The sequence below is a fragment of the Acidobacteriota bacterium genome, assembly GCA_003225175.1.
In the GTDB taxonomy this organism is placed as follows: Bacteria; Acidobacteriota; Terriglobia; order Terriglobales; family Acidobacteriaceae; genus Gp1-AA112.
Window position 1 is genome coordinate 49,714 of sequence record QIBA01000071.1, and the last position, 22,096, is coordinate 71,809.

23 protein-coding genes are annotated in these 22,096 nt (G+C 56.4%); 14 read left to right on the plus strand and 9 right to left on the minus strand.

Annotation, left to right across the window (positions count from 1 at the left end; all coding sequences use genetic code 11):
* Positions 1-8: 8 nt before the first annotated feature.
* The 5 genes from DMG62_20900 to recN all read right to left on the minus strand — a co-directional run bounded on the left by DMG62_20900 (position 9) and on the right by recN (position 6,662).
* Entirely contained in the window at positions 9-452 is a 444-nt protein-coding gene (locus tag DMG62_20900; protein PYY21002.1) for a hypothetical protein, read from the minus strand.
* A complete protein-coding gene (gene hpnH / locus DMG62_20905) occupies positions 449-1,573 on the minus strand; it encodes an adenosyl-hopene transferase HpnH (GenBank protein PYY21003.1) in 1,125 nt (374 codons plus the stop codon). The genes DMG62_20900 and hpnH overlap by 4 nt, the downstream gene beginning before the upstream one ends.
* Positions 1,574-1,743: 170 nt before the next feature.
* The gene (shc, locus tag DMG62_20910) at positions 1,744-3,717 is read right to left on the minus strand and encodes a squalene--hopene cyclase (protein ID PYY21004.1); all 1,974 of its coding nucleotides are present in this window, start codon (positions 3,715-3,717) and stop codon (positions 1,744-1,746) included.
* Positions 3,718-3,720: 3 nt separating this feature from the next.
* Complete coding sequence (locus DMG62_20915; protein ID PYY21005.1) at positions 3,721-4,710, minus strand: 4-hydroxy-3-methylbut-2-enyl diphosphate reductase; 990 nt, start codon at positions 4,708-4,710, stop codon at positions 3,721-3,723.
* A gap of 254 nt (positions 4,711-4,964) precedes the next feature.
* Positions 4,965-6,662 (minus strand): DNA repair protein RecN, encoded by a 1,698-nt coding sequence (gene recN, locus DMG62_20920; protein ID PYY21038.1) that lies wholly within the window; start codon positions 6,660-6,662, stop codon positions 4,965-4,967.
* Between the two features lie 152 nt (positions 6,663-6,814).
* Between recN and DMG62_20925 the strand changes: the two genes are divergently transcribed.
* From DMG62_20925 to tolB, 5 genes are all read left to right on the plus strand, one after another.
* Entirely contained in the window at positions 6,815-7,093 is a 279-nt protein-coding gene (locus DMG62_20925) for an excinuclease ABC subunit C (protein PYY21006.1), read from the plus strand.
* 216 nt (positions 7,094-7,309) lie between these two features.
* The gene (locus DMG62_20930; protein ID PYY21007.1) at positions 7,310-8,038 is read left to right on the plus strand and encodes a flagellar motor protein MotA; all 729 of its coding nucleotides are present in this window, start codon (positions 7,310-7,312) and stop codon (positions 8,036-8,038) included.
* Positions 8,039-8,264: 226 nt separating this feature from the next.
* A complete protein-coding gene (locus DMG62_20935) occupies positions 8,265-8,696 on the plus strand; it encodes a biopolymer transporter ExbD (protein ID PYY21008.1) in 432 nt (143 codons plus the stop codon).
* Positions 8,680-9,477 (plus strand): hypothetical protein, encoded by a 798-nt coding sequence (locus DMG62_20940; protein ID PYY21009.1) that lies wholly within the window; start codon positions 8,680-8,682, stop codon positions 9,475-9,477. The genes DMG62_20935 and DMG62_20940 overlap by 17 nt, the downstream gene beginning before the upstream one ends.
* Before the next feature lie 317 nt (positions 9,478-9,794).
* Positions 9,795-11,174, plus strand: coding sequence for a Tol-Pal system beta propeller repeat protein TolB (tolB, locus tag DMG62_20945; protein PYY21010.1), 1,380 nt, complete (start codon positions 9,795-9,797; stop codon positions 11,172-11,174).
* A 55-nt stretch (positions 11,175-11,229) separates the two neighbouring features.
* Here tolB and DMG62_20950 read toward each other — a convergent pair whose 3' ends face one another.
* On the minus strand, positions 11,230-11,595 hold the full coding sequence (locus tag DMG62_20950) for a hypothetical protein (GenBank protein ID PYY21011.1): 366 nt from the start codon (positions 11,593-11,595) through the stop codon (positions 11,230-11,232).
* Between DMG62_20950 and pal the strand changes: the two genes are divergently transcribed.
* From pal to DMG62_20970, 4 genes are all read left to right on the plus strand, one after another.
* Positions 11,590-12,315, plus strand: coding sequence for a peptidoglycan-associated lipoprotein Pal (gene pal / locus DMG62_20955; protein ID PYY21012.1), 726 nt, complete (start codon positions 11,590-11,592; stop codon positions 12,313-12,315). The two genes, DMG62_20950 and pal, sit on opposite strands and share 6 nt — an antisense overlap.
* A gap of 31 nt (positions 12,316-12,346) precedes the next feature.
* Complete coding sequence (locus DMG62_20960) at positions 12,347-13,348, plus strand: transporter (protein PYY21013.1); 1,002 nt, start codon at positions 12,347-12,349, stop codon at positions 13,346-13,348.
* 212 nt (positions 13,349-13,560) lie between these two features.
* A complete protein-coding gene (locus DMG62_20965) occupies positions 13,561-13,812 on the plus strand; it encodes a CopG family transcriptional regulator (protein PYY21014.1) in 252 nt (83 codons plus the stop codon).
* Entirely contained in the window at positions 13,809-14,093 is a 285-nt protein-coding gene (locus tag DMG62_20970; protein PYY21015.1) for a type II toxin-antitoxin system mRNA interferase toxin, RelE/StbE family, read from the plus strand. The genes DMG62_20965 and DMG62_20970 overlap by 4 nt, the downstream gene beginning before the upstream one ends.
* A 214-nt stretch (positions 14,094-14,307) precedes the next feature.
* Here DMG62_20970 and tnpA read toward each other — a convergent pair whose 3' ends face one another.
* The 3 genes from tnpA to DMG62_20985 all read right to left on the minus strand — a co-directional run bounded on the left by tnpA (position 14,308) and on the right by DMG62_20985 (position 16,046).
* Positions 14,308-14,784 carry an IS200/IS605 family transposase gene (gene tnpA, locus DMG62_20975; GenBank protein ID PYY21016.1) on the minus strand — a complete coding sequence of 159 codons (477 nt, stop codon included), beginning with the start codon at positions 14,782-14,784 and terminating at the stop codon, positions 14,308-14,310.
* A gap of 118 nt (positions 14,785-14,902) precedes the next feature.
* On the minus strand, positions 14,903-15,532 hold the full coding sequence (locus tag DMG62_20980; GenBank protein PYY21017.1) for a hypothetical protein: 630 nt from the start codon (positions 15,530-15,532) through the stop codon (positions 14,903-14,905).
* Positions 15,533-15,734: 202 nt separating this feature from the next.
* Positions 15,735-16,046 carry a hypothetical protein gene (locus DMG62_20985; GenBank protein ID PYY21018.1) on the minus strand — a complete coding sequence of 104 codons (312 nt, stop codon included), beginning with the start codon at positions 16,044-16,046 and terminating at the stop codon, positions 15,735-15,737.
* A 346-nt stretch (positions 16,047-16,392) separates the two neighbouring features.
* On the opposite strand from DMG62_20985, the gene DMG62_20990 reads away from it, so the two are divergent.
* The 5 genes from DMG62_20990 (at position 16,393) to DMG62_21010 (ending at position 22,095) form a co-directional block, all read left to right on the plus strand.
* Positions 16,393-16,635, plus strand: a complete 243-nt coding sequence (locus tag DMG62_20990; GenBank protein ID PYY21019.1) for a hypothetical protein — start codon at positions 16,393-16,395, stop codon at positions 16,633-16,635.
* A 72-nt stretch (positions 16,636-16,707) separates the two neighbouring features.
* Positions 16,708-16,926, plus strand: a complete 219-nt coding sequence (locus DMG62_20995) for a hypothetical protein (protein ID PYY21020.1) — start codon at positions 16,708-16,710, stop codon at positions 16,924-16,926.
* Positions 16,927-17,008: 82 nt separating this feature from the next.
* Positions 17,009-19,009: a peptidase S9, prolyl oligopeptidase gene (locus DMG62_21000; protein ID PYY21021.1), complete on the plus strand. Its 2,001-nt coding sequence runs from the start codon at positions 17,009-17,011 to the stop codon at positions 19,007-19,009.
* A 45-nt stretch (positions 19,010-19,054) separates the two neighbouring features.
* Positions 19,055-20,119: a dihydrodipicolinate synthase family protein gene (locus DMG62_21005; protein ID PYY21022.1), complete on the plus strand. Its 1,065-nt coding sequence runs from the start codon at positions 19,055-19,057 to the stop codon at positions 20,117-20,119.
* Between the two features lie 137 nt (positions 20,120-20,256).
* A complete protein-coding gene (locus DMG62_21010) occupies positions 20,257-22,095 on the plus strand; it encodes a 2-oxoacid:acceptor oxidoreductase subunit alpha (protein PYY21023.1) in 1,839 nt (612 codons plus the stop codon).
* The last annotated feature ends 1 nt before the right edge of the window (position 22,096 follow it).

Below are 22,096 nucleotides of genomic sequence, written 5' to 3' on the forward strand. Positions count from 1 at the left end.
AGCTTCTCCTACTCCAGGGCTTCGGGCGTGATCTGGATATTCTTTTCTCCAGCAGCTCTCTTTTCCCAATATTTCTTGACCCAGGCTTCAAAGCTCTTGCCCGCTGCAGGATCGCGGTCGCTGAATTTGAGTGCGGCAATATCAGAATAGGGAATGGAGAGTTTTTCACGAGCGTTGCTGGGGATCACTCTAACGAAGGACTCGGAAAGGTCGTTCCCCGTGCGACGATCGAAGATGTAGCCTTCCACCTTGCTGCCATCTTTGCGCGTAATCGCGATATCGCCGCGGTAATCGAAAGCCTTTTCCAGTGCCAGGCGGACATCGTTTTCATTTGCGAGTTGGGGAATCCAGCCTTCGAGGCGCTCGTGGGATGTTCCCGGAGCTACTTCGAGCGAGTCAGGATTGGCAGGCAGGTGCTGCGCAGCAACCGTGGATTGGGATACTTCGTTCATGCCCGAGTCCCTTCAAGTTCGCGGCTGCCAGTTTCAATTTGGACCAGAGAATTAAAGGCATGCACGGGACGCACCGACTCCTCCAGCAGCTTGAGTGCGCTCTTGTCGTCGTAGTGCGAGAAAGTGGCCCGAATCGTGCGCACAAATCCGGCGAGGGAATTGAACGTATCGTTCACGGCAGAGGCTTCGTACCCGCTGTGTACCATGCAGTTCGCGCAGCGCTGATTTCCCGATTCGGTACCGTAGTTATGCCACTCCGTGGCTTCCATCAATTCCTGAAATGTATCGGCATAGCCGTCCTGCAGCAGGTAGCAAGGCTTCTGCCAGCCGAAGATGTTGAATGTCGGCATTCCCCATGGCGTGCAGGCGTAATGCTGTTTGCCCATCAGGAACTCAAGGAATAGCGGCGACTGATTAAACCGCCAGCTCTTCCTACGGTTCGACAGAATTGCGCGAAACAGGCGACGGGTGCGAGCGCGTCCGAGAAAATGCTTTTGATCAGGCGCCTTGTCGTATGAGTAGCCGGGTGAAAGCATCATGCTCTCCACGCCGAGATCCATCATCTCGTCGAAATGCGCGCGGACGCTGTTCGGATCGGCGCCGTCGAAGAGTGTGGTATTGGTGGTGATGCGGAATCCGCGACGGATCGCCTCACGAATGCCTTCGATTGCCAATTCGTACCCACCCTCGCGGCAGACAGAAAAGTCGTGGTGCTCGCGTTGTCCATCGACATGTACTGAGAATGTCAGGTACTTGCTTGGCTTAAAGAGATCGAGTTTTTCTTTCAGCAGCAGAGCATTGGTGCAGAGATAAATGTACTTCCTGCGAGCGACCAGTCCCTCGACGATCTTGTCGATCTCTGTATGCATGAGCGGCTCGCCCCCGGGGATACTGACGACCGGCGCTCCGCATTCGTCAACCGCGCGGAAGCACTCCTCCGGCGTGAGCTGCTGCTTGAGAATGTGCGGGGGATACTGAATCTTGCCGCATCCGGCACAGGCAAGATTGCAGCGGAAGAGCGGTTCGAGCATGAGGACGAGCGGATAGCGCTTGCGCCCTGACAGCCTCTGTTTCAGGACGTAAGTTGAAACCGTCCACATCTGTGAGATTGGTCCCGGCAAAATTCCCTCAAGTTCCCGGCGAATCTATCGCTCACCGAAATATCTTTTGCATCGCCGCCAGAAAAGCCTCGAATGCCGCTCCTTCGGAGCTCGGTTGTTTCTGTCTCAACCCAGCCCTTAGGGGACTGGCCTACGAGAATTCCGCGCCTGCGGCGCCGGCTCAGAATTCTTTATGACAGCAACGATTCCATTTGCAGTCGTTCCGTGCTCACTGTTTTCCCATATGCCGTCAAGGCGATTAGCGGGAAATAAGCCCGATACAAGTGGTACGCGAGGTAAAACACTCGAGGAAAGCCGGTTCCAGTGTATTCAGGCTCATCCCATCCACCATCCTTGCGCTGCGTGCGCAGCAAACAGGCAATCCCGCGAGCTACGGCGTCGCTGCGCGTGTCACCTGCTGCGAGCAATCCCATAACGGCCCATGCAGTTTGCGACGGCGTGCTGGCGCCAATTCCCTTCGTTGTGGGCTCGTCGTAGGACATGCAGCTCTCGCCCCATCCGCCATCGGGATTCTGGTACATGCGCAGCCACTCCGCGGCCTGCTGAATGCATGGCTCGTGATTATCAATACCCATGGCCTCGAGTCCGCGCAGAACCAGCATTGTGCCGTAGATGTAGTTCACTCCCCAACGTCCAAACCACGAACCGTCAGGCTCTTGTTCCCGTTTAAGGAACTCAATCGCTCGCCTCACTCGAGCATCGTTCTGGGTATATCCGTAAGCTGCCAGACATTCAAGGATCCTGCCAGTGATGTCCACGCTCGCGGGATCGAGCATGGCATTGTGATCGGCGAACGGGATGTTTTGAAAGACCATCTTGTCATTGTCTTTGTCGAACGAAGCCCAGCCGCCATTCTTGCACTGCATGGCGAAGATCCAGTCAATCGCGCGCTGCACTGATTCGTGCTGGTAGCGCTCGTTCGGAACCTGAATCTTGCTCAGTCCAAGAGCGACCATCGCCGTATCATCGACGTCGGGATAAAACTCGTTATTGAACTCGAAGTACCAGCCGGCAGGAGCGGCATTCTTAACTTTGACCGCCCAGTCTCCTTTATGTGTCACCTGCTTCTGCAGCAACCACTCACCGACGGCAACCATGCGCGAATCGGTGGGCGGCAGACCAGCTTCGCCGAGAGCGAACGCGGCATAAGCCGTGTCCCAAACGGGAGACTTGCAGGGCGCCATGCGGAAGGTATCTTCTTCTTCGATACCCAACGCCTCGAATTCGTCTATGGCGCGAATTACCTGGGGATCATCGGTCGAATATCCCAGGCAGCGCAGCGCGATGATGGAGTTCATGATCGCCGGATAAATGGCCGCCAGACCGTCGCTCATCTCCATGCGTTCGAGCATCCACTTCTCGGCCTTCTTGAGCGCGATCGAACGCAGCGGACGCACATGTACACGCTCGAACCAGTGTGTGAGACGGTCGAGCACGAGAAAGAAATTGCGCCAACTGATGAGTTTCTCGCTCCACTTCAGATGAAGATCCGTGTTGTGACGGCCGGCAGGGAAGAGTTCCTCAATTCCCATCTCATCGGGAATCTTCTTAAAGGGTTTCTTGGCGTAGGCGATCGAGAGCGGCACGAGAATGCCGCGGGACCACGACGAAATCTCGTAGATGTTGAACCAGAACCAATTCGGGAACAGTACGATCTCCGGTGGAATCGCTGGCACTGCGTCGTAGTCGTACTGGCCGAGGAAGCACAGATAGATCTTGGTGAAGGTGTTGACCGCAGTGACCCCGCCGAGACTCTCGATGCACTCTCGCGCTCGTACCAAAACGGGATCGTCCGTCTTATAGCCTGTGAGCTTCAGCCCAAAATAGGCCTTAACCGTAGCGCTAACGTTCGATGGTCCACCGTAGTAGATCGGCCAGCCGCCGTCTTCATTTTGATGGCGCAGGATCTCACGTGCGGTCTTCTGCAGGCGCACTTCATCGCGCGTTCCCAAAAGGGTATGCAGCAGGATGTAATCGGATTCGAGGGTCGTGTCGGCTTCGAGCTCGCCGGACCAGTATCCTTCCGGCTCCTGGAACGCGAAGAGGAACCTTCGCGCGCCGTCCACCGCCGCGGCTACGCGGCTGGCGATGTCATCGATCTTGCCAAACACCATCTGCACAGGGCGACGGGGGGTTTCGTCCATGGCTTATGATTCCGCGGCGACGACAGTCGTGGAGGGTGCGGCGTGAATGGCAGCCACGATCTCCGGCGGGAGTCCGAAACGAACGTTCTCCGCCATAATTTCGACTTCCTCGACGCGATTGAAGCCCTCCTTCGTGGAGAGATACTCGACCACTTCTTCCACCAGGCACTCCGGAGCCGAAGCTCCGGCGGTGAGCGCGACCGCCTTTACATCCTCGAGCCACTCCGGACGGATCGCGCGGAAGTTCTCAATCAGATACGCAGGAGTCTCGAGCCGAGTTGCAACTTCTACCAGCCGGTTCGAATTCGAACTGTTCTCGGAGCCCACCACGAGTAGCAGATCCGCTTGGGGAGCTACATTCTTCACCGCGATCTGCCGATTTTCGGTGGCGTAGCAGATATCTTGCGCATGGGGCCCGTGAATCTTGGGGAACTTGCGTTTCAGGGCCTCGATGATGTCCTTGGCTTCATCAAGTGACAGCGTGGTCTGCGTCAGATAGGCGACTCGCTCGGGATCGGGGACATGAACCCGTTCGACTTCTGCCGGCGAACTGACGACCTGCGTCACATCCGGAGCCTCGCCTAGCGTGCCGATGATCTCATCGTGATCGCGGTGTCCCACGAGGATCAGGGAATTGCCTTGCTTGGCGAACTTGATCGCCTCTACGTGGACCTTGGTGACAAGCGGACAGGTGGCGTCGATAACCTTCAGCTTCCGAGCTTTGCTGGCCTCGCGAACTTCGGGAGCTACTCCGTGCGCGCTGTAGATAACACGTGCTCCCTCCGGAACGTCCTCGACGCTATCCACGAAAATTGCGCCCTTTGCAGCTAAATCATCAACGACGTAGCGGTTATGAACGATCTCTTTGCGGACGTAAATTGGGGCGCCAAACGTCTCCAGCGCAATGCGGACAATGTCGATCGCGCGCACCACGCCGGCGCAGAATCCCCGCGGCTTGAGCAGCAGGACTGTCTTCTCGGAATTGGGGGTCATTACCTGTCTCTAAGTATAGCCGCGAACACCGAATAATCCGATTTCAAAACTACAAGGCGGAACTTGGCCAGTCAACGCAACTTCCTGAAATGGCGAGGATTAGCATTGGGCGGGGGTTATGGGGACGCGAATGGCGGGTTCACGTTCGGGCAGTGTTTGGGGTGTCATTCCCAAGCGAAGCGAGGAATCCCTATCGTGCCGATGCACTTTCGTGAAACCAGGCAGTTGCCGGCTAAGGCTCGCAATGACAATACTCACGACGCATTCGCCTTCAACATCTGCTCGGCATGCTTCAGGCTCGCGTCGGTTAACTTCGCGCCGCTCAACATTCTGGCGATCTCTTCTCGGCGCTCTTGGGTGTCCAATTGGCGAATGCTGGTACGCGTTCGCCCGCCGGATTCGTGCTTTTCGATCAGCAGGTGATGGTCAGCAAAAGAGGCAATTTGCGGCAGATGAGTCACGCAAATCACCTGATTATGAGCACCTAAAGCCTTTAATTTCCTGCCCACCGCCTCGGCGGCGCGTCCGCCGATGCCGGTATCGATTTCGTCAAAGACCAGGGTGCGATCAGCCGTTCGCCGCTTTGGCTTGCCATTGCCATTGGTTCGGGAGTGTCCGGACTCGACGCTTGCCTTCAAAGCCAGCATTACGCGCGACAATTCCCCTCCAGATGCGATCTTTTCGATGGGATTTAGCGGCTCTCCGGGGTTAGTCGCTATCAGATATGCGACAGAATCGAGGCCTGAAGGCGACCAGTTTGCGTCATCCTCAGAGGTCATTATTTCCACTCGGAAGCGCGCTTTCATCGCTAATTCATTGATTTCTGCTTCCGCTAACTTCTCTAATTTGCGCGCTGCAGAGGCTCGATTGCGCGAAATTTGCTGCGCTTCCGCCAGATAATCCTGGGCTGCGGCGGCTAATTGCTTCTTTAAAGCGCGCAAAATCTCCTCACGATTCTCAATTTCATCCAGCTTTTGCGCCAGATCTGCGCCATAAGCGAGCACTTCTTCGACGCTATTTCCATACTTTCTCTTCAGCCTATCGATGGTTTCCAGACGGTCTGCGAGCTCTGCTAAGCGCCCTGGGGAGGCGTCAATGCCGTCTGCATAGTCGCGAGTTGTGGCGCTAACGTCCTCGATATCGGCCCTCGCGGACTCCATTGTCTTCACTAATTCGGCAAATTGAGCGTCAAATCGCGCCAGTTCTTCCAGCTGGCGCGCCGCAGAACGCAGCGTTGCGAGCGCAGAATTAGGCGATTCGTACAGCAAATCGTAGGCTCCCATCGCCGCGGAATACAGTTTTTCCGCGTTTTGCAGCACTCTGCGCTCAGTTTCCAGGCGCAAATCCTCGCCTAATTCGAGCTTAGCGGCGTCGATTTCCTTCTTCTGGAAGCTCCACAGGTCCACTAAACGCAGCCTATCTTGCTCACTGCGCTCCAATTCTTCGATTCGCAACCGCAATTCGCGCCATTCGGCGTACTTTTTTGCGACTAACTCGACGCCAATTCCGGCATAAGAATCCAATAATTTGAGCCTCGCGGGCGGATCAAAGGCCAATACCGTCTCGTTTTGCGCGTGAATAGTCACCAATTCCGGCGCTAACTGCTTCAATACAGCGACAGTTGCGGGCTGATTATTCACCCAAACGCGGCTCTTAGCGCCGATTTCGCGCTTCAATATCAGCTCTCCGGACGCGCTTTCAACACCATTGGCGTCAAGAATGCGGTCTATCTGCGCGCTTGCAGGATGAAATACGCAGCTCAAAACCGCCTTATCGGCACCATGACGCACCACTTCCGGCGACGCTTTATCACCCAGAAGCAGCGCGAGTGCATCGATCAAAATGGATTTTCCGGCGCCAGTCTCACCGGTCAGGAGGTTGAGTCCAGGTCCGAACTCCACTGTTACGTGATCGATCACTGCGTAATTCTCGACGCTAAGCTCGACGAGCATCAGCCGCAGAATAGCCTTGTTCGCGAACCCAAACAATCGGTTTCGCGGGTTTGTCATTCCGAACCGCCCCTCATTTTGGGCGGTGAGGAATCCCTACGGACGGCTAGAATGTCGGCCCGTGCCAACAATCCCAAACGGTTTATTTCGTCTACATTCTCGCGAGTCTGTCAGGAACACTGTATGTGGGAATCAGCAACAACGTTCAGCGGAGATCAGCCGAGCATTGGATCGGAAGAGCGGGTAGCTTTACGACAAAATACAAAGTTGACCGTCTAGTCTTATTTCGAAACTTCAGTGACATCGTCAAGGCAATCGCGCGCGAGAAGCAGATCAAGAGTTGGCGAAGAGAGAAGAAGGTCGCGCTTATCAACAGCATGAATCCGGCTTGGCAGGATCTGCGAAAGGAACTAATGGTGAGCACGCTTATGTGAATGTCTCGCCAGGCGCTTTGACGTAAACACAATGGAAAAACCTCGTCGAACGAGACCGCATGGGCATCGAGGGATTCCTCTCTCGGCGCACAAACAGCGCCTCCCTCGGAATGACAGGAAGACACTCCGCAGAAGTACATGTACTCACGAGGTACTAAGGGCTTCGACTCTTTGCCATGCAGAGTTGCGGTTTGCTACCTTTTAGCAGAGGTATAAATGACGTCTCCCCCCGCTCTCCTTGCGTTTGCTACTGATATCGGTGGTCTCATCTCCGACGCCGGCCCGGTCGCACACACAGTCCTGGCGCTCTTGCTTTTGTTCAGCGTTCTCTCCTGGTCGATCATCTTGTCGAAGGGAACGAAGTTCCGCCGCATGCGTGCGCAAAGCGGACGATTCCTGCGCGCATTCCGCAAAGCTAATGGACGTCTGCAGGACGTTTCCGCGGTCTCGGAGCAGTTCAAGCCAAGTCCGCTGGTAAGCGTTTTCGAGGGCGGATTCGACGAGTATCGTCGCCAGAGCGGCGCAGGCTCGCCGCGCAATCTGAGTGCGGTACAACGCGCCGTTCAGATCGCCTCTTCCGAAGAGATGACGCAGATGGAATCCCGCCTTCCGTGGCTGGCGACCACAGGCGCAATCACGCCATTTGTCGGCCTCTTCGGCACGGTGTGGGGCATCATCGATGCCTTTCAGGGACTTGGCAATGCAGGCGCCGCGACGCTGCGGGCCGTAGCTCCAGGAATTTCCGCGGCGTTGATCACCACCGCCGCCGGACTCTTTACCGCGATTCCGGCCGTCATTGCCTATAACCAATACATGCAGCAGATTCGCGAATTCGGTGCACGCATGGACGACTTCGGCCTGGAACTCCTGAATACAGTCGACCGCTCCGCGCCGACACCGCAATCAGCAAGAATGCGGGAAAGCGTCGTTCTGGAAGAAAGATAACGAACTCACCACCGAGACACGCAGTCACGGAGAACAGCAAAGACGGGATTGAACACGGAGGACACGAAGGTCGCGGAGGCTTGCCCTGGCGGAACAGACATTCCACTAAAGATTCAGAGCGTCGATATGATATGCGGAAAACCTGCATTTCCTCTGTGTCTCTGTGTCCTCCGTGTTCAGTCCCGGTTTGGTTTTTTTTCCTGACTCCGTGGTGAAATAGGTTTTTATGGCATTCACCAATTCCCAAGGTCGCACACAAAGCTCGCTTTCCGAGATCAACATCACGCCCTTTGTGGACGTGGTGCTGGTGTTGCTTATTATCTTTATGCTGACGGCGCCGATCATCCAGTCGGGGATTGAGGTAAACGTTCCGCATACGCAGACGGTGAAGGAGATCACCGAGCCTCGGCTCGTGCTCACCATGGATCGCGATCAGAATGTCTTTTTGGGAAGCGATGCGGTTAAGCTGGCCGAGCTTCCCAAAATATTGCATGACCGGGTAAAGGATCCCGAGCATCATCCAATTTACCTGCGCTGCGACGAGAACGTGACCTTCGGCGCATTTGCCGCTTTGATGGATATCGTGAAGCACAGCGGCATCACCAACGTCTCCATCGTTACCCAGCCTTATCAGAATAAGAATGTCGCAACGCGTTGACATCTTCGACATCCGCGAGTCGTGGAAGGGGCCGATCAGCGCCTCTGTCGCATTTCACGGAGCGATCGTGGCAGCTGTTCTCACTTATGGCGCAATCGTGGGCGTCTCCCGAAATGAATGGGGCAGTGGAGAGAGGGTTACTGGCGAAGCCATTTCGGCGACATTGGTAGGAGCCAGCGCGATCCCGCTTCCGCGCGAGCAGCCTACGGAGAACATCGTGGCCAACGAATCTCCAGCGGTGACGCACTCGCAGCCCAAGGAAGTTGCTCCTGCAGTGCCTGAGGCGGTAAAAATTCCCGAAACGGTAAAGATTAAGCCCAAGGAACAGCCGAAACGGAGCGTGGAAAAGCATCCTGAGCCGGTGCAGCAGGCTACGAACCAACTGCAGTACGGCGCAGGGGGCCAGGTTCACCAGAACTTCACCACCTTCAACAGCGCGCTTGGCGTGGGTGCGGTTGCTATGACGACGGGCGGAGACTTCGGAAGCCGCTACGCATACTATGTGCGTCAGGTGACGCAGGCGTTGTCGCAGAACTGGCTGAAGTATGAGGTGGATCCGCACGCCATGCCGAACGCCTCGGTCTCCGTTTCCTTTGACATTTCCCGCGATGGCTCGCCCTCGAACATCAGAATTACCCAGTCGAGCGGCATACCCTCGCTCGATACCTCTGCCGTTCGAACGCTGCAGCGCATCGACAGCTTTGGGCCTCTGCCGACCGATTATCGCGGCGGCAGTGTAGGCGCCGAATTCGAATTTCGGTATACGCCGATTAAGAGATGACGAATTCAGAGATGACGAAGTTGATTAATGAATCCAACAATTACTCGACGTCCACTGTCTTCACGAAGCAAAGTCCGTTTCGGTGGATCCGGAGGTGGAAGCCCCCGACTTCTAGTCGGGGGAGCGAGGCTTTTCAAGCCTCGCGGAGGAGCTGCATCCCACATTGTCGCGCTTTAGCGCTGGTTCGCAGACTGCCCGGGGCTAAAGCCCAACTCATTGCTTCATTGTTTTGCCGCCGGATTGGAAGCCCGGCTCCTCCGACTGAAAGTCGAGGGCTTCCACCGGGGGCTTTCCATGAACCATCGCTGCTAAAGCCGATGCCCTTCCCTAAACCACGCTTCGCGCCAAAATCCCTTCCTAAGACACGTCATACGTCCTTCCTGGCGCTCTCAGTTGTCCTAATTCTGTTATCCCCCCTCGCCTTTCCCCAACAAGACAAATTCCAAGGCGTAGTTACCCAGGGCGTCGAACGCGTCCGCATCGCTGTTGCCGATTTCAAGCCCGCGAGTGCCGATCCCAATGCGGGACAGCTTCTCACGACCTTTAATACAGTCCTCTTCTCTGATCTGCAGAACGCCGGAATCTTCGACGTAGTTTCGAAGAGCTTCAATCCATTGCAGGTGCCGGGCACACCGCAGGAGGTCACGCTCGACGCCTGGGGAAATCCTCCGACGAATGCCGCCATGCTCGCTTTCGGAAACCTCGGCGTAAGCAACGGGCAAGTTTCCGTCTCCGGCTGGCTCTTCGACGTCAAGAACAGCGTCTCGCCGCAGGTGCTTGGCAAGCAATACCGCGAAGACGCTACGCCGGATAACGCGCGCCTGATCGCGCACCGCTTTGCCGACGAGATCATCTTCCGTCTCGGTGGAGGCATTGCGGGAATCGCCGAGAGCAAAATCGTTTTCGTCAGCAATCGCACCGGGACCAAAGAAATTTGGATGATGGATTACGACGGCAACGGCGAGCGCCAAATCACGAAGCTCGGCAGTGTCTCGCTCTCGCCGCGCATCTCGCCCGATAATTCGCGAATTGCCTTTGTGGAACTGGGCAAGCGGAGCGTGAATATCCGCATGTACTCGCTCGATCTGAGTCGGGCAGTGACCTTTCCTAATATTGGAGGCACGACCATCTCTCCGGCGTGGTCGCCGGACGGGCTGCGCCTGGCATTCTCGTCGTCACGCACAGGAGATCCCGAAATCTATGTCTCCAACGCCTCCGGCGGAGAGCTTGCTCGTTTGACAGAGGTTCACGGTCCGGACGTCTCGCCCTGCTGGAATCCCAAAACGGGAGGACAGATTGCGTTCGTAAGCGGGCGCTCAGGGTTGCCGCAGATTTACACCATGGCGTCGGATGGAACCAATGTGCAGCGCATGACCGATACGGGATACGCGGTGTCGCCATCCTGGTCCCCGAATGGGCAATACCTGGTTTTTGCGTGGTCGCGCAGGTACGGCCCCGGAATCCCCGGCGCGCAGGACATTTATATAATGGATGTGGCCAGCAAGACGTGGGCGCAGTTAACCCATGACGCGGGTTCCAACGACTTCCCGTCATGGTCCTCCGACGGACGGCACATCGTTTTCCAATCCAATCGTTCCGGCACGACCCAAATCTGGACCATGCTGGCCGACGGCACCCAGCAGCACCAGTTAACTCATACGAGCCAGAACACACAACCCAACTGGAGTTGGAAGTAAACTTTCACTTTGATGATGAACCAGGGAGAAATCGGGTGATCGGGTGAAGTGAAACCTAGGCTGTCGGCGTTCGGCTGTCGGCTTTCGGCCTGTAAACGTTTTGGTACTCCGTCGAAACTGCCCATTGGCCGAACGCCGAGTGCCGAGAGCCGAGCGCCCATTTTCGGAGGAAATGAACGAAGGAGAAATCGGGTGATCGGGTGATCGGGTGAAGTGAAACCAGGCTGTCAGCTGTCGGCTTTCGGCCTGTAAACGTTTTGTGGTTCATCGAAACTGTACATTGGCCGAACGCGGAGTGCCGAATGCCGAGCGCCCATTCCGAATTCAATTGATCACTGGATCGGTTGTTTCTCGTGAAGCCTATATTTAGCCATTCATTATTTTTTCGGAGGAGATCGTGAATAAACGCCAGTGGATGCATGCGACTCAGATCGCAGCGTTGTCCATACTCTTGGTGATTGCCGGCTGCCATAAGGCCAAGCCGGTGCCACCGCCGCCGCCACCGCCACCGCCGCCGGCGCCCACTGCGTCGATTTCGGCGAATCCGTCCGCCGTCAATGCTGGGCAGTCCACACAGCTCACGTGGACGACGGAGAACGCCACTGACGTTTCCATCGAGGGTGTGGGCAAGGTGCAGGCGAGCGGGTCACAGACCGTGACTCCGACCGATTCCACGACTTATCGCCTGACCGCGACCGGTCCTGGCGGAACGCAGGAGGCAACTACGCGCGTGACGGTGAACCGTCCGGCGCCGGTGCAGGCGCTTCCGCAGGAGCCGACGCTTACCGATCAGCAGTTATTCGAGCAGAACATTAAAGACGCGTACTTCGAGTACGACAGCTACGAGATTCGTCCGCAGGACGGAGCTACGCTGCAGGCAGACGCGCAGTTCCTGAATCAGCATCCAAACTGGAGAGTGCTGATCGAAGGGCATTGCGACGAGCGCGGATCAACCGAATACAACATGGCGCTCGGCGATAGCCGCGCGCAGGCTGCGAAGCAGGCGCTGATTTCTGCGGGTGTGGCAGCCAATCGCCTGACGACCACCAGCTTCGGCAAGGAGAAGCCGTTCTGCACTGAGTCGAACGAACAGTGCTGGCAGCAGAATCGACGTGGGCATCTAGCGCTGGCTGGGCAGTAGGGAAGTCATTCAGCGGGCAGTTGTTTAGTGCATGGTAGAGACGCAGCCTGCTGCGTCTCTACGCCGCGTCCAACTGTGCACGACGGTGTTTGAATTGGATGACGGCTGCTCGATACCAACGTCAGTAATAGAACAGCTCACACAGAATCACGAGCACAACATGAAAATCAAATTTCCTCATTCCATAGCAAGCCTGCTCAGCCTCGCGCTGTTGCTAGCGCCCGCTGCCTTCGGCGCCAATAAAGAAATGGTGCAATTGCAGACGCAGGTGCAGGCTTTGCAAGATCAACTCTCGCGGCTGCAGCAAAGCAACGACGAGCGTTTCGGCGCGATGCGCAGCCTGATCGAGCAGAACACAGACACGGTCAATCGGGTTGCTAATTCGCTCGACGCCATTTCACATTCGCTGCAGACCTCCACCGCAGATCAGGGTGGCAAAGTCGATCAGGTGTCGGCGCAGGTGCAGTCGTTGCATGACGCGGTCGATGAGCTGAAGGCGCGACTGGCGAAGGTCAGCAAGCAGCTCGACGACATGGCCGCGGCGCAGCAGAACCTGCAGGCTGCGCCACCGGGCGGTCCGGGCCAGAATCCGCAGCTGCCGCCGCAGTCCCAAGCTCCGCCGCCTGACGTGCTTTATAACAACGCGCTCAGCGACTACAACGGAGCCAAGTACAACCTGGCTGCGCAGGAATTTGCCGACTACATCAAGTACTACGGCAACACCGATCTGGCAGGGAACGCGCAGTACTACATCGCCGATATCGAGTACAAGCAAGGGAACTACAAGCAGGCGGTGCAGGACTACGACAAGGTCATCGAGCAATATCCCAGCGGCAATAAAGCTTCTGCCGCGCAGTTGAAGAAAGCCTACGCGTTCCTCAACTTGAACCAGCGCGACGCCGGAGTACGCGAATTGCGCGCACTGATCGCCCGCTATCCCAAATCACTCGAAGCCCAGCAGGCCCGCGAGCGCCTGAATAGTTTGGGGGCCACAACCACGGCCTCCAAGCCGAGTCCTACCCGGCCGCGGTAGGGAAAAACGCAGCCGTCAGCATTCAGCACTCAGCATTCAGGCGCGACACACCTTGGTCGGTGCGATCCTACGATGGACGCAAGTGTTGTGGCACAGCCGCCCTCGGCTGTGGCTCGGCTCAAAGCCAACCTAGGCGACGGCGCGTTTGAAGCAAGAAGTCGATCTCAATAAGTTGCCGTAATACATAATAATACGTGGTAATATCTACGTATATGAAAAGCGCTGAAAAGACGATCAGTTTCCGTGCAGAAGCCGAGAAGATCGATGCCCTCGATTCGCTCGCAGCCGCAAAAGATAGGCCGCGTAGCTACCTCATCAATGAGGCGATTACCAATTACATCGAGCTTCACGCTTATCAGGATGCGTTAGTGCGCAAAGGACTCGAGCAGATGCGACAAGGGCGCACAGTGCGACACGAAGAAGTCGTTGAGCGGCTGAAGAAGACTGGCCGCGCTCGTCGATGATTGAATGGACCGAGCAGGCTACACAGCAACTGGATGCCGCTCACGATTACATTTCCCTCTCGAACGGCGAAGACATCGCAGTTCGGATCACTTCGCGCATCGTCAGTAGCGTCCTGCAACTCGATGCGTTTCCCATCTCAGGAAGGCCGGGCCGTGTTCCGGGCACGCGGGAACTCGTGATTTCGAAGACTCCGTTCATCGCGGTTTATGTAATGGAGAAGAGTCGGATCGTAATTCTTGCGATTTATCACGCAGCGCAGCGCTGGCCAGAATCGTTTTGAGAATCAGCATTCAGCACTCAGCCGCGAATCTTGGTCTAAACGCTGCCCGCCAATCCTTAATTGACGCTGCGGGCTGAAATGCCCATTTTGGGCCGCGATCAATCAGGGCTCAACGATGGTAGGCCCGGAGGGCCGGCTGGCCAAACGTGAGCCCAGTCCCAGAAGGGCTGGGTAAGGGTATTGGTTGCCAATCCGAGCGCCGTAGGCGCGGCACTCAGCCAAACACGTATTTCGGATCATACGGAATACCAGCCTTCTTCAGCAGCGCCACAAACTCCTGCTCGAAGCTCCTCTTCTTGTGATGCTCGCGCTGGTTGCGAATGTAGGCCTTTACGGTTTCAATCTGCGATGCACTCACAGCGAAGGCTCCGTAGCCAGTCTGCCAGTTGAACTCAATTCCCTGTTTGCGAACAAAGCGCGACGAATTCGCTTTGAACCTGTTCACCGCCTCTGCAAGCTTCATCGTTGGCGGCAATAGAAAGAGTAAATGGGAGTGATTGGGCATGCCACCAGCAGCGAGCAAAGGAATCTTGTTCTCGCGCCCGATCTCGGCAACAAACGAGTAGAGCCGCTTCTCGAACTCAGGTGGAATCAGATTTTTTCGATTGGCGGTGCTGTAAACGACATGAACGTGGTTATTCGTGTAGGAGTGACTCATGTCGGTGTTGGGCCCTCCGAGGCTCGGCATCATACCATCGCACGATGAGTGCCGCGCCTACGGCGCTCAGGATCTCGACGGCCACATAACCCTGACGTTTGGCCAGCCGGGCCTCCGGCCCTGTCATTCTCGTCGATTACAGATTTTTCTCTTACACGAGCATCCACGTCGGATTTTGTCGAAGACATTCGAGTTCAAAAGGTAGCCCGCGACCTTCTCGATTGAAAATCCTTAACTGAGCGATCCATAGAGTTGAACGCATAGATCTAGATCGAGATAACAGTATTGGATCGGGATTAATGAACTTCCAAAATCTTAGGGCCGGAGGCCCGGCTGGCCAAATGTGAGCCCAGTCCCGGAAGGGCTGGGTTACGTGAATATGACAACCGAGCGCCGTAGGCGCGGCACTCATCTTGTTCACAGCGTCGGCTAGTGACATGGTTGGAGGCAACAGAAATAACAAATGAGAGTGATTCGGCATGCCGCCCGCAGCGAGCAATGGGATTTTGTGCTCTCGCGCAATCTCCGCAACGAATGGGTAGAGGCGCTTTTCAAATGCAGGCGGAATTAAATCTTGTCGATTGTAGGTGCTGTAAATCACATGCACGTGATACGGCGCTCGGTTGTCATATTCACATAACCCAGCCCTTCCGGGACTGGGCTGACGTTTGGCCAGCCGGGCCTCCGGCCCTGTCAGTTTGAGCGCACTTGGACGCTGTTTTAGATGCACAGGTTCTGGCGATGTTGAGGAAGGCCCGCGTGCCGTATGGTCCGAAAATATGTGTTTGGATGAGTGCCGCGCCTACGGCGCTCGGGATCTCAACGGCCACATATCCCAGCCCTTCCGGGACTGGGCTCACGTTTGGCCAGCCGGGCCTCCGGCCCTGTCATTTTGGGCGCACTTGGATTCGGTGCTTTAGATCCACAGGTATGGTGGAGCGCAAGGAATATCTAGCGCTGAATGCTGAATGCTGAATGCTGCTTTACTTCAACCCCAACTCCCGCAAACAATACTTAATCTCCGTCGCCACTTCGACCACTTCCATTCCCGGTTCGACCATCAACTTGCAGGAGAGCGCTTGACGCGGTGCGCCTTCGGGATTGGACTTGTAGGAAATGCGGCAATACTGGCACTCCTCGTTCCAGCAGAATCGCCCCATGGCGACGTTTTCCGGCGAAAGATACTGCATGGCCCGCAGAAGCATGTTGCCTTTGGGTACCTGGAATTCTTTGCCGAGGATTTTGATGGTGATGAGTTCGTCGAAAGGACGATAGAGCGGGCCGGGGTGGCTCATGGGATGGGGACATTGTAAGGCGAGCACTCAGCATTCAGCACTCAGCGTTCAGCCAGGAACCGTTCTGGAGGTCGTCAGATGGCGATGCCACCCCGTTATTCACTGCCAGGCCAGCTGTCTCCTGACTCCTTGTGAAACACGGCCGAGGACGGCTGTGGCCACGGCACGTGACTGAATGTTTCACGGCTGAATGCTGGGTGCTGAGTGCTGAATGCTATTTCACAAAAAACCAGTGCCACACCCTCACTGCTCGGGGCTACAATGCTTGCCACCCGAAACGGAGTGTCCCATGTCCTACGCAACCCGTGCCCGGCAAAACTCCATCTCCTCTCCTGAGGAGACTTACATGCCAGATCAGGATAATGATGTAAAGAAAGGCGCCGTCGAGAGCGAGAATCGCGATCAGCGCAGCCAGACGTCGCTCGAAGGCCAGCTTGCCCACCGCACCGAGGACAGACGCATCAAGGGGCGCGACACGGATTTTCCCGAACCGGGAGAGAACCCCGAACACAGCGGGCAGGAGATGGATCCGGGCATGCGCCAGAAGACCAACCAGAACGATAAGAAAGATGATCCGCTGGTGGCTTAGCGTCAACCGGGATGCGTTCGGTGTGAGACGAGCAGCTGGCCCAAAAGAGGCAGAGCCTAGGGTAACGTTTCGGTGTGGGGCAATCGCGGATTCTATTTGGCGATGGCCCATCGTCACAAAATTGTTTTTGTCTCGCCCAGCATCAAGGAAGGTGCCGTCCCTCCGGGACTCGGGATTCTGATCTACACCTCAACCCAGCATTTCATGCCGAAAGCCGGGCATTTCATGCTGGGCTTTCACATTTGGCGCCTACGGCGCGTTTGGCCCTTCGGGCCGGATGATGCCACTTGATCCCTAGGGCATCGCCTTTCCGCCGCAGGCTAGCTGCAAATCCTGGCTTCTTCTGGTAAAACTTCTCCTTCCAGAGGGACGCATGAATCGAAAACTTTGCTTCGTATCCATCCTTTTCTCGGTTCTTTCTTCGCTGTCGTTGGCTTCCGCACAAAGCGCACCGAGCGGTCCGCCTCCGGCGCCGCAGAATTTCCAGCCAAACTCGGCTTTGGTGGTTGAGGGCATTCCACCTGTGCCCATGTCAATTGCGCAGCAGGCCGACCGATACACCCAGGTTCGCGGCGCTGCCTTTCTCGATTGGAATCCGACGAAGCGTGAAATGTTGATCAATACGCGGTTCGGCGATGTGCCGCAGCTGCATCGCGTGGCTGCTCCGGGAGGAGCGCGGACGCAGCTTACGTTCTTTCCTGATCGTGTAACTTCCGCGCGCTACGATCCGGTGGCGGGAAAGTTCTTCATCTTCTCTAAAGATATCGGCGGCGGCGAGTGGTTTCAGTACTACCGCTACGACGTGGATTCTGGAGACATCACGCTGCTGACCGATGGCAAGTCGCGCAATCTGGACGCAGTATTCGCCAATCACAGCACCAAATTTGTGTATACCTCAACCCGTCGTAACGGCCAGGACACGGATATTTGGCTCATGGACGCGGCTGATCAAAAAACCGATCGCATGCTGCTGCAGCTTGAGGGTGGCGGATGGAACCCGACCGACTGGTCTCCCGATGACAAGCAGCTTCTGGTCATACAAGGGATCTCAGCCAACGAAACCTACATTTGGCTGGTAGATGTCGCCTCAGGACAGAAGAAGCTGCTTACGCAAAAAGGATCGGAGCAGATTGCCTACGGCGATGCGAAGTTCAGCAAAGACGGCAAGGGCTTTTATGCGACCAGCGATCGCGACTCAGAATTCCAGCGTCTGGCTTATTTTGATCACGCTTCGCTCCAGCCGAAGTATCTGACCAGCGATATCAAGTGGGATGTAGACGATTTCGACATCAGCGAAGACGGACGCACGATTGCATTTATCACCAATGAAGACGGAGCGAGCGTGATTCGTCTGCTCGATACCGCTTCCGGACGGCAGAAGCCGGGACCGAAAATTCCGCTGGGCGTGGTTGGCCGGGTGAAGTGGCATAAGAACAATCGCGACGTTGCCTTCAGCCTCAGCTCCGCCAAGTCTCCACTCGATAGCTATTCTTTCGACGCGCAGACCGGCAAAGTCGATCGCTGGACCACAAGCGAAACCGGCGGACTGAATCCGGCGACCTTTGTCGCGCCGGAGATGATCCACTGGAAGACCTTCGACGGGCGTACCATTTCGGGATACGTGTACAAACCGGATGCGACGAAGTTCACGGGAAAGCGGCCGGTGATTATCGATATCCACGGCGGTCCGGAAGGGCAGTCGCGTCCCGGATTTTTAGGCCGGAACAATTACTACCTGAACGAACTCGGCGTCGCCCTGATCTTTCCCAACGTTCGCGGTTCAAGCGGCTACGGCAAAACCTTCCTCAAGCTCGACAATGGATTCCTGCGCGAGGGTTCGTACAAAGATATTGGCTCGCTGATGGATTGGGTCAAACAGAGTCCTGAGCTCGACAGCGGAAACATCATGGTCACCGGTGGAAGCTACGGCGGGCACATGACATGGGCGATCGCAACGCTCTACGAGAATGACCTCTGCTGCCAACTGCCCGTAGTAGGTCCGAGCAATCTGGTTACGCTGCTTGAGCACACGGAGCCTTATCGTCGCGACTTGCGGCGCGTGGAGTACGGCGACGAGCGCGATCCTAAGATGCGTGAGTTCATGGAACGCATTGCGCCGATGAACAACGCTGCGAAGATCACAAAGCCCACCTTCGTCGTTGCTGGAACCAACGATCCGCGAGTTCCGGTGAGTGAGTCGCGACAGATGGCGGATAAGCTGAAGGGCAACGGAGCTCCGCTATGGTATCTGGAAGCGAAAGACGAGGGCCACGGATTCTCGAAGAAGAAGAACCAGGATTTTCAGTTCTATTCCACAATCATCTTCGTGAAGACGTATCTGCTGAAGCAGCCGGTGGAGCAGGCGGAACGGTAGAGACGCAGCATGCTGCGTCTCTGCCACGGTGACGTAGAATAGGGCATGCTCCTCTCCGGCATTTTTCCCGCACTTACCACGCCTTTCTATTCTGACGGCCGTCTCTACCTTAAGAAGCTCGAGCATAACGTCGATCGCTATTCGCGCACTCCCATTGCAGGCATGGCTATCCTTGGGTCCACCGGGGAAGTTGTAATGCTCTCCGAAGACGAGCAGCGCGAGGTGTTGCGCCTCGCAGTTGAAGTCGCTGCTGCGGAGAAGGTTCTGCTTGCGGGTGTGGGACACGAGTCCGCGATCAAGACCGTGGAAGCTGCGGAGTTTGCCGCGAAGCTGAACTATGATGTCGCGCTGGTGCGCACGCCGCACTACTACCGTCCGCAGATGAAGCCTGAGAATCTGCTGGCCTACTATCGTTTCGTTGGCGATCGTTCGCCTCTTCCGGTTTTGATGTACAGCGTGCCGCCGTTTACCGCGTACGATCTCCCGGCCGACGTGATTCAAGAATTGGCGGAGCATCCGAACATTATCGGCATCAAGGAATCCAGCGCAGTGATGGAGAAGATCGCCGACGTAGTTGCGCGAACTCGTCACATCAAGCGCAAAGCGAACGCAACCGAGGTCTTCAACGCGGTCACAGGACGCATGCTGCTGGGCGTGCTCAAGAATACGGAAGAGCTGGTGAGCGTGGCTGCGCTTGCCGGTTCGGGATCGCCGAGGGTTTCGTCGAGCGAGCCGCCGAAGCCGAGTGTGAAGGTCATGCGTCAAAAGGAAGTTGGCTTTCAGTTGCTCGCCGGATCGGCGCAGAAACTGTTGCCGTCGCTCGAAGCAGGAGCTGCGGGAGCTGTGCTCGCCTTCGGAGCCGCCGCCCCGACTGCATGTTTCGAGATCTACACTGCATGGAAAGACGGCGACAAGGAATTGGCGAAGTTGAAGCAGCAGCGGGTCGTCGAACCCGCGACGCGGGTCGCAAGCCAGCTCGGCATTCCTGCGCTAAAGTACGCGCTGGATCTGAATGGCTATTATGGCGGACCTCCGCGTTTACCGCTGCTTCCGCTGACCGCGGATCAGCGTGCCGAGGTGGAGAAGTTCATGGCGGATGTGAGGAATTAGTAGAGACGCAGCGTGCTGCGTCTCTACGGTTCTTCCATTAGACGAAAGTTGCTGCTCCATCCGGGGCCCGGCGTCTTATAATTTTAGGTTCGACTGCACAGCAGGGACGCAGCAGGAATCACACTCAAGGACTATCGATGGCATCAGGGGACTTAGCCGTTCAGGACGTTGCACAGCGTTCTGAGCGTGATCGAATCATCAATGACTTCAGCATTCAGGTAGCCACCGTCAACGGGTCTGGTTCGCAATCGGCGAACACCGTTCTTCTTCGCAGCTTGTTTCGCATGGGAGTTCCCGTTTCCGGAAAGAACCTTTTTCCGTCGAATATCGCGGGGCTCCCAACCTGGTACACCATCCGTTGCAGCAAGCATGGCTACGTCGCCCGCAAAAAAGAGATTGACATGCTGGTGGCGATGAATCCGGAGACGGCGAAGGAAGACGTGATGTCTCTGGCGTCGGGGGCTTCTGTCATTTACGACGAGCCGCTGAAGCTCGATACGCTGCGCTCTGACCTGATCTTCTACTCCGTTCCTTACGACAAGATCGTTGCTGCCGTGTGTCCCGAGGCCAAGCTGCGCAAGCTGGTCAAGAACATGATTTATGTCGGCGTGGTCGCGCAGATTCTCGGCATCGAGATGAAGCAGGTGGAAGCGGCGCTGCGCAAGCAGTTTGCCAGGAAAGTAAAAGCCGCCGACTTGAATATGACCGCCGCGAAGGCAGGTTTTGATTACGCCGCCGCATCGCTCACGAAGAAGGATCCGCTCTTCGTTGAGGCGATGAATGAAAATCAAGGCAAGATCATCATCGACGGCAATGCCGCCGCAGCGCTTGGCGCGATGTTTGCCGGAGTCACAGTTGTCACGTGGTATCCGATTACGCCTTCTTCTTCGGTTTGCGAGCAGTTGATCGACTACATGAAGAAGTACCGAATTGGTCCGGACGGTGAAGCTACGTTCGCGATTGTGCAGGCTGAGGATGAACTGGCTGCGATCGGCATGGTACTCGGCGCGAGCTGGGCTGGAGCGCGGGCGATGACTTCGACTTCCGGTCCGGGAATTTCGCTGATGACCGAGTTCACCGGCATGGGCTACTACGCCGAGATTCCGGCGGTGATCTTTGATATTCAGCGGGTCGGTCCATCGACCGGGCTTCCTACGCGAACATCACAAGGTGACGTGCTTTCGATTGCGTTTCTCGGCCACGGCGACACCAAGAACGTAATGTTGTTTCCCGGAAGCGTGACCGAGTGCTTCTCCATGGCGGTTGAAGCATTCGATCTTGCCGAGCAGTTGCAGACCCCTATCTTCGTGCTGTCGGATCTCGATTTAGGAATGAACAACTGGATGTCTGAACCCTTCCCGTATCCGGAAAAGCCGTTCAGCCGTGGAAAGGTGTTGGGCGCCGAGGACTTGAATCGCCTGGGCGGATTCGCGCGCTACAAGGACATTGATAAAGACGGAATCCCATACCGTACGTTGCCCGGCACCGATCATCCGGCGGCGGCGTACTTCACGCGCGGCTCAGGACATAACGAGAAGGCGCAATACAGCGAGCGTCCGGACGACTATCAGAACAACATGGAGCGCCTGAACCGCAAGTTCGAGACGGCGCGCTCCTATGTGCCGCGGCCGGAAGTCGTCGCCGATCGTGGAGAGAAGATCGGGATTATTGCCTATGGCAGCAGTGATTTCGCGGTTCGCGAAAGCCGCGACCAGCTGAGGCAGGAGTACCAGGTTGGCACCGATTATCTGCGGATAAGGGCATTCCCGTTCAGTCGCGAGCTGCATGACTTCGTGGCGAAGCACGAACGGGTGTACGTCGTAGAGCAGAATCGCGATGCGCAAATGCTGAGCTTGCTGAAGCTCGACCTGAATCCAACACAGACTTCGAAGCTGCGCAGCGTGCGTCACTTCAATGGATTACCCATCGACGCGCGGTCGGTTACCGACGAAATCATCTCCCAGGAAGGGAAGTAGT

Excerpts from the sequence above, each read along its gene's own strand:
- DMG62_20900 (PYY21002.1), bottom strand. The coding sequence starts at position 452 with ATGAACGAAGTATCCCAATCCACGGTTGCTGCGCAGCACCTGCCTGCC.
- shc (PYY21004.1), bottom strand. The coding sequence starts at position 3,717 with ATGGACGAAACCCCCCGTCGCCCTGTGCAGATGGTGTTTGGCAAGATC.
- DMG62_20915 (PYY21005.1), bottom strand. The coding sequence starts at position 4,710 with ATGACCCCCAATTCCGAGAAGACAGTCCTGCTGCTCAAGCCGCGGGGA.
- recN (PYY21038.1), bottom strand. The coding sequence starts at position 6,662 with ATGCTCGTCGAGCTTAGCGTCGAGAATTACGCAGTGATCGATCACGTA.
- DMG62_20930 (PYY21007.1), top strand. The coding sequence starts at position 7,310 with ATGACGTCTCCCCCCGCTCTCCTTGCGTTTGCTACTGATATCGGTGGT.
- DMG62_20935 (PYY21008.1), top strand. The coding sequence starts at position 8,265 with ATGGCATTCACCAATTCCCAAGGTCGCACACAAAGCTCGCTTTCCGAG.
- DMG62_20940 (PYY21009.1), top strand. The coding sequence starts at position 8,680 with ATGTCGCAACGCGTTGACATCTTCGACATCCGCGAGTCGTGGAAGGGG.
- tolB (PYY21010.1), top strand. The coding sequence starts at position 9,795 with ATGCCCTTCCCTAAACCACGCTTCGCGCCAAAATCCCTTCCTAAGACA.
- pal (PYY21012.1), top strand. The coding sequence starts at position 11,590 with ATGCATGCGACTCAGATCGCAGCGTTGTCCATACTCTTGGTGATTGCC.
- DMG62_20950 (PYY21011.1), bottom strand. The coding sequence starts at position 11,595 with ATGCATCCACTGGCGTTTATTCACGATCTCCTCCGAAAAAATAATGAA.
- DMG62_20960 (PYY21013.1), top strand. The coding sequence starts at position 12,347 with ATGGTAGAGACGCAGCCTGCTGCGTCTCTACGCCGCGTCCAACTGTGC.
- DMG62_20965 (PYY21014.1), top strand. The coding sequence starts at position 13,561 with ATGAAAAGCGCTGAAAAGACGATCAGTTTCCGTGCAGAAGCCGAGAAG.
- DMG62_20970 (PYY21015.1), top strand. The coding sequence starts at position 13,809 with ATGATTGAATGGACCGAGCAGGCTACACAGCAACTGGATGCCGCTCAC.
- tnpA (PYY21016.1), bottom strand. The coding sequence starts at position 14,784 with ATGATGCCGAGCCTCGGAGGGCCCAACACCGACATGAGTCACTCCTAC.
- DMG62_20985 (PYY21018.1), bottom strand. The coding sequence starts at position 16,046 with ATGAGCCACCCCGGCCCGCTCTATCGTCCTTTCGACGAACTCATCACC.
- DMG62_20990 (PYY21019.1), top strand. The coding sequence starts at position 16,393 with ATGCCAGATCAGGATAATGATGTAAAGAAAGGCGCCGTCGAGAGCGAG.
- DMG62_21000 (PYY21021.1), top strand. The coding sequence starts at position 17,009 with ATGAATCGAAAACTTTGCTTCGTATCCATCCTTTTCTCGGTTCTTTCT.
- DMG62_21005 (PYY21022.1), top strand. The coding sequence starts at position 19,055 with ATGCTCCTCTCCGGCATTTTTCCCGCACTTACCACGCCTTTCTATTCT.
- DMG62_21010 (PYY21023.1), top strand. The coding sequence starts at position 20,257 with ATGGCATCAGGGGACTTAGCCGTTCAGGACGTTGCACAGCGTTCTGAG.